The organism is Campylobacter sp. TTU-622, assembly GCF_016598965.1.
In the GTDB taxonomy this organism is placed as follows: Bacteria; Campylobacterota; Campylobacteria; order Campylobacterales; family Campylobacteraceae; genus Campylobacter_D.
This window is the reverse complement of record NZ_JAENKR010000165.1, coordinates 1-1,228: the sequence shown is the minus strand read 5'-3', so window position 1 is coordinate 1,228 and position 1,228 is coordinate 1. Positions and strand designations below refer to the sequence as shown.

General features: G+C 22.2%; 2 protein-coding genes. Both read left to right on the top strand.

Annotated features, from left to right (window positions below; all coding sequences use genetic code 11):
* Positions 1 to 232: 232 nt before the first annotated feature.
* Positions 233 to 664, top strand: coding sequence for a hypothetical protein (locus JG677_RS08220; RefSeq protein ID WP_200286155.1), 432 nt, complete (start codon positions 233 to 235; stop codon positions 662 to 664).
* Entirely contained in the window at positions 651 to 1,088 is a 438-nt protein-coding gene (locus JG677_RS08215; protein WP_200286153.1) for a hypothetical protein, read from the top strand. The genes JG677_RS08220 and JG677_RS08215 overlap by 14 nt, the downstream gene beginning before the upstream one ends.
* Positions 1,089 to 1,228 lie beyond the last annotated feature (140 nt).

Sequence of the window (1,228 nt, the reverse complement as noted above, 5' to 3'; positions counted from 1 at the left end):
ATAATATATCTTTTGTTTTAAATTTTATGTTTTTGTGCCTTCTTCTTATGTTTATATGTTGGTTTTATGGAACTTATCAAGTCTTAAGAGTTTCATTATATTTAGCTCCTTTATTTATAGCTATATTATATATTTTTGGCATAGAATTAACAATAGATAGTTTTAACCCGTATTTTCTCGTATTTATAATTATTTTAAATGGGCTTTTATGGACTTATAATCAGGAGTTAAAATGAACTTATTAAATAAAAAATTTATTTTAGTCTATGCTATTTATATAGGCATTATTGCTTTTATTATTTTTTTTGGAAAAGATTTTCTAAATTTAACACTTTTAGTATTTAAAAATTTATGGAACTTTTTTTCAGCGATAGATGGTGTTTATTATGGGATAGGCATTGTTTTATTTTTCAACCTAGTCATTATTTGGCTATTAATAGGTATTTTAGAAAATAAAATAGTTGGCATTTTAATATTTTTATTAATTGTTACTCCATTATTTTTTTTATTTTTTTATTATTCTAACGCTAATTTTAGTCTCAATTTTTTTAGAAAACTTTACGACATGAAATTTCCTATTAGACTTATTCCACTCATTGTTGTATGTTCTTGTATTGCGACAATAGTAATAGAAAGATTAAGGGAAAACTATGAAAATCAATAAAATAATTTGGACTTGTATTAATTGTCAAAAAACTAATAATACAAGTTTAGGAAGTTTAAAGAGTTTAGAAAAAGCAGAGCAGATATTAACTTCTTTTAATGAAGAAGTGATCTTGCTTGCAAAATGCAAAAAATGCAAAAAAAATAATGAATTGCTTATGCAGTTTAAAATAATAGGATTAAGTCAGTTTCAAGAAGAAAATAAGAGCAAGAGAACTCTTAATATGGTCAAAATTAATAAAGATAGAGCTAAGAATAAAAAAGAGCAAATTTTCTCCCTTTTAAGCGGATTATTTTCAGATAGTTATAAAGATGAAAAAGGAAGCTATAATATAGAAAAAATAGCTTTACACGCAAATGTAAATATAAAAACAGCAAAAAAATATATTATAGAATATGAAAAATTTTTACTAGAAAAATTTTAAGAATTTATGAAAAAGTTATAGTAAAAAAAGGGAGAAAAAGTTTAGGTTTGTTTTTGGAGTTCGGTTATAAAAAAACTATAAAAAGACTATAAATTAAATATAAATTAAGTATAAATATACTATAATTATAATACGAAAAC

What these genes read in the sequence shown, in the direction of transcription:
- JG677_RS08220 (WP_200286155.1), top strand. Translation starts at nt 233, where the DNA reads ATGAACTTATTAAATAAAAAATTTATTTTAGTCTATGCTATTTATATA.
- JG677_RS08215 (WP_200286153.1), top strand. Translation starts at nt 651, where the DNA reads ATGAAAATCAATAAAATAATTTGGACTTGTATTAATTGTCAAAAAACT.